This window comes from Skermanella sp. (assembly GCF_059503625.1).
Window position 1 is genome coordinate 1 of the sequence record NZ_JCACHA010001186.1, and the last position, 4,829, is coordinate 4,829.

A 4,829-nucleotide genomic window follows, 5' to 3' on the forward strand; every position below is an offset into this window, starting at 1 on the left:
GATGCTCGGTTCGTCGTGCCAGGATACGGCGTAGGCAATCGTCGGCGGCCGCGCGGTTCCGCTGTGCGATGCCTCGATGATCGTGGATCCTGGTGCTGGTGCTGGTGGTGCCATCCCGGTGGGATCCAGTATTGTGGTTCCGGGCGTCATGGACATCGGATTTGATCTCTCTCTTGATCCAGGAACGGAAGATTGATGAGGGGTCGGGAAGCCGCTGGCCGCCGTACCGGTCAACGAACTTTGCGGTCACGGCGGCCACGTCTGAAGCCGTCAGGTCGCTTCGAGCGGTGCCGGCGAATGCCAGATCGGCGTCGGTCGGGGTCCATCCGGGAGACAGTGGAGCAGGGCATTCCGGAACAGCCGGTTTGCTCGGCTCCGATCCTGTCCCGGCTTTCATGCCCGGCTCTCCCTGCGCGCGCTTCGTCGCGCGAGAGAGAGAATCTTCTGTAAGGTGTTCAAGGTGTTCGTGTTCGTCGTGCCGTTCGTCATCGGCGGAAACCCGCTCTCCAGCAGGGTTCCGCGAGAGTCCGGCCTTTGGACCGGCATCTTCTCCAAGCAGTCCGTCGACAAGATGGGCGTGCCCCGTCAGCCGGTACATCCAGCACCGTATTGCCGGGTCGGGATGAGGCAGCCGCTCGACGAATCCCAATGCCGTCATCTTCTCCAGACGTCTGCGGACCTTGCCGCGGTCCAGTTTCACGGCTTCGGCAATGGTCGCGAGACCCAGCCACAGATAGCCGCGTCGGCAGGCATGCGTGGACATGAAGCCATAGATACCCTGCTCCTCGCAGCCGCAGTCCGGATGCTGGAAGATTGCGATGGGCACAAGACCAACTCTCTGCCTGGATTGCTCCTCCATGCAGTCATTCCTTTCCAAAAACGGCGTCGAGCCGTGACATGTCATCCGCGGTATCGGCTGACCCAGCCCTCGATCCGGCGCTCGCACGATTACCGCTCCGTGGAAGGCGGCGAAACCGGAGGCCGCCGGGTCGAATTGGTCGCTGATGGTTCTCCGTGGTGTTATGCAGGGTTCATTCAAGGCATGGCTTCAGCATCATTCATCGCCATTACGGCCCCCGCGGCGTCACAGTGACGTCCCGGAGGGAATACTGGCATCCGTGGCCGTGCCTCGATGCCCCTTGAGCCGACATCGTGACATCGAGTGGAGCATGATGGCGCCGTTGGCCCCGGTGCCTGCATGCCCCATGGCGCGTCACTGCGTGCGAATCCCATGAGGTCAAGACCTGCCGCGACGGTCCGGACCGGTCGACCGCTCGCTGCCGAGCCTTCATGCCCTCTGAATCGTCATGGAAGGCGCAGCATCCCATTCCTCAGGAGGTGCGGCGGACCCAGTTCCGGCCATGATGACCTCCGATCCGTCACCGTGACGCATCGGAGGCCATAAAGGCGGGGCGATGGGACCGGATCATGAGCATCGCGGCGACGTGTGTCCTTCACCGACTTGGGGCAAAGGCGCTCGGTTGCCGTCATGCCCCCTGATAAGTCACCGTGACGGGATCGGGACCATGGATGCGCAGGTCCGGTGCGCAGATGCCGCACCGGCGCCGTTACTCCCTCCGGTGCGTCACGATGACGTTGCAGGGGGCATGACGGCATCTGTCCGCAGGTGGAATGGGGCAGCCGGGCGGGCGGCGCAACCGTTCGGTGCCAGCGCGCTGGCTGGCCGATCCTTGATCGGCCGGATTCCATTCGACGCTGGATGCCATGCGGGAGCGAGGATGCCTTTATGGCCCCTGTTGCGTCATCCTGATGCTTTTTCGCGTGCGTGCCGGGTTGCCAGCATGGACCCCAACGAGTCACCATGACGGAACGGGGGCCATGGTGGAAACCGAGAGCGGGTGGGGTTTTCTTGCAGGACATCGACGACCAGGCAGTGTCTGACCCGGAACCGCTCCGGAAAGCGCGGGCCGTGCAGGCGGACCCCTCCCCGCGGACCAGCCCCCTGGCCGTTTCCAACTGGATTCACGGCGATCCGAGTTTTCTCAAGGTCAGGGAGCTGATCGAGGTCGTCGATCCCGAGCTTTCCGTGACCGACCGCAAGCTGCTGGACGCGATGCTGGCGCATGCGACCGACTCGGTCGTCAACGTGGTTGCCAGCGGCAGGTCCCAGCCCGGCACGATCCTTTATTCGGCGCTTGCCACCGACATCAAGCGGGCAATGGGGTGGGAGGGCCACAAGAGCAACAAAAGCCTGCTGGCCGCAGCCAAGAAGCTTCAGGGCTCGGTGATCACCATCGGCTATTTCGCGCCGGGCGACGACAACCTGCGCCACATGAACATCAGCCTCGTGACGCTGTCCGACGTACCCGAAAACCAGGGTATCGTGTACTGGCGCTTCAGTCCCGAGCTCGAGAAGCTGATGTCGGTGCGCGGCGAACGCTTCCTGGTTCAGCTCAAGGTACTGGCCAAGCTCACCTCCGGCTACAGCCACCGCCTGTATCAGCTGCTGTGCGCCAATGCCGACCGTGAAACCTTTTCCTGGACCGTCTCCGTCGGAGATCTTCGCCAAGTGCTGAACGCGGCGGCTTCGAGCTACGATTCATGGGGCGCGTTCGAGCGCCGCGTCCTCAGGGTCGCCGTCGAGGAGATAAACAGGTACGCGTCGTTCCATGTGCGATATGAGCTGATCGCCGACGAAAGGACGCGCCGCCGGACGCACGTCACCTTCGTCGTCGAGGGACCCGCCGGCATTCTGCCGCCGCCCAAGATGGAGGCCACGTCCCAGGATGCCGCCACCCAGCTGGCGCTCGATCTGCCGCCGGTCGGTACGGGGCCGGAGATCAGTCCGGCCCTGCTGGGGCGCAGGCTGACCAGACAGGCGCGGGATCGGCTGCGGGCGGAATTTCCGGGCGCTCCCATCGACGCTCTGGTCGACGTATGGTCCGCGTGGTGCGGCCGGCACAGGGTCAAGGTCGACCGCCCGGCGCGCGTCTTCGAACGCTGGCTCACCACCATGTTCGGCGATCTCGTTCTTCAGGGTCGTAGTGGTCAGCCGGCCGATTGGTCCGCCGGCATGACCCGCGATCTCGATCGGCCTGCCTGCCGCGCCATGTATCTGCTGAGTACCATGGTAGCGCAGCAGCGGCAGAGATGGCTTAATCTTGCCAGAAGCAAGGCGATGGACCGGCCGCTCAGGTCGCGGCCATTGAGCACGTCGGTGGATGCCGTCCATTTCCATCAATGGGTCGACTTCATTCTCGACGAGTTCGCCATGGCCAATCCGCTCTGATCGGCGTAGAGACTGGCCTCGTTCACAACGAGGCCCGAAGCCGGCCTGTCAGTTCATGGTCGGAAGGCCGGCAATGTGCTGTCTGGCCGGCTTGGTTGCGTTCCAGCCTCCAAGACCAATCCTCCGGTCCCGGCACGATCAGGACACGGACGTTCCTGGTTCTTCTGTTTCGCCATTCATAAGGACAGGCTTGTTGCCGCGGGCGATCCGGTCGAGCAGGCGGCGAACGTTGCCGGTCCGCTCGTCGGCGGCGGCGAGCAGCCGATCCAGGGCGTCGAAGTCGAAGCTCGCGGGCGCCAGACGCGCCGGCTCGGCGGGCTCCACGTCCGGCGTCACTTCGGCCGCGCTGGGGCTGCCGGTCAGTTCGGCAAAGGGTGCGGTCAGGATCCGCTTCGGCCGTCCCCGCTGCCCAATCGTCGTCCGGCGTCGGGTTGCCGTGGTCACGGCCCGGATCGGCAGCAGGCGCTTGAGGCCATAGAGCCGACGCGCCCCCCGTCCGGTCCGGCCGGTCACCTCGGCGGCGACCTCGAGCTGGACCAGGGTGTCCAGCATCTGCGAGGCGCCTTCGATCGAGCAGCCCAGCGCCTCGGCGAGGGCGGAGATTGACAGGAGCGGCGAGGCGGCCAGGAGATCGACCGCGGCAGGCAGCCGGGAATTCGACCGGGCGCCGGCGCGCCGACCGACCTTTGTCCGCGCGTCGTGCCATTCCCGCTCCATCGTCAGCAGCATGTCGCGGCCGTCCGCAGCCTCGCGCCGGACAGCGTCGAGGAAGCGCACCGCGAAGCCGTCGGGATCGTCCGACCCAGCCCGCAGGGCATCGCCGCCGGTGACGGCGGCCAGTGCGTGGATCGTGACCCCGCGGTTGCGCAGGTAGAGCGGCACGGCGGTCCGGATGGCAGGCCGGCTACCCTGTCCCGCCAGCCAGTCCAGCATGCCCTGGGCGGCGGCGACCAGCGCCGGCTGACCGCCACCGCAGTTCCGCAGGCTGTCGAGGGCGACGTCGCGCAGGCGTACCTGTTCAGGATCGGGGGCCGCCATCCAGGAGCGCAGCTCGACCGCGTAGTTCAGGCCGGCGATCTCGCGGCCGCGCTCGGGTACCGAGGTGGTGTCGCCGAGCCGGAGCGGCAGGCCGTGGAGGTGGGCGGCGAGGCGGAACAGATCGACCTTCCTGCCGTCGGCCCCGGCGTGGCGGCGGGCGGCGTCGAGTTCGCTCCAGAAGGTCCAGGCCCGCCGGAGCGGGGAGCCGGCCAGAGCGGCGTCGAGGCGGCCGATGGCGACGGCGGCCCGCTCCAGCGCCGTGACGATCGCGCCGGCGACGAACAGGTCAGCCATCGCTCAGTCCGCACCGCATGCCGTCATCCTCAGCTCCCTCACTGGTGAAATCATCGTTTACCTACAGTAGGTTGAGGTCAAATACCAAGCCAAAACGGCTTTACATTGAGACTCATATAATTTTCTGGAACCCCAGCCCCGGCATCCAGAAGCGCTGGCCGTACCGGCCGGTGCCACACCGTCCGACAAGTATTCTTTTCGGACATTGTTTACGAGCATAGTTTTCGATACAGCTACCTTGAGGAGA

2 protein-coding genes and 1 pseudogene are annotated in these 4,829 nt (G+C 65.6%); 1 reads left to right on the forward strand and 2 read right to left on the reverse strand.

Annotated elements, in window-relative coordinates; genetic code table 11:
• Positions 1 to 826, reverse strand: a pseudogene (locus tag AC5JJ6_RS41780) (hypothetical protein); the annotation flags it as partial.
• Positions 827 to 1,870: 1,044 nt separating this feature from the next.
• On the opposite strand from AC5JJ6_RS41780, the gene AC5JJ6_RS41785 reads away from it, so the two are divergent.
• Positions 1,871 to 3,250 carry a replication initiation protein gene (locus AC5JJ6_RS41785; protein ID WP_496047718.1) on the forward strand — a complete coding sequence of 460 codons (1,380 nt, stop codon included), beginning with the start codon at positions 1,871 to 1,873 and terminating at the stop codon, positions 3,248 to 3,250.
• A gap of 138 nt (positions 3,251 to 3,388) precedes the next feature.
• Here the strand turns inward: AC5JJ6_RS41785 and AC5JJ6_RS41790 are convergent, their stop codons facing one another.
• Positions 3,389 to 4,582, reverse strand: a complete 1,194-nt coding sequence (locus AC5JJ6_RS41790; protein ID WP_496047719.1) for a hypothetical protein — start codon at positions 4,580 to 4,582, stop codon at positions 3,389 to 3,391.
• Between the last annotated feature and the right edge of the window lie 247 nt (positions 4,583 to 4,829).

Bases quoted from the DNA above. Each gene is read 5' to 3' on its own strand.
- AC5JJ6_RS41790 (WP_496047719.1), bottom strand. From the start codon at position 4,582: ATGGCTGACCTGTTCGTCGCCGGCGCGATCGTCACGGCGCTGGAGCGG.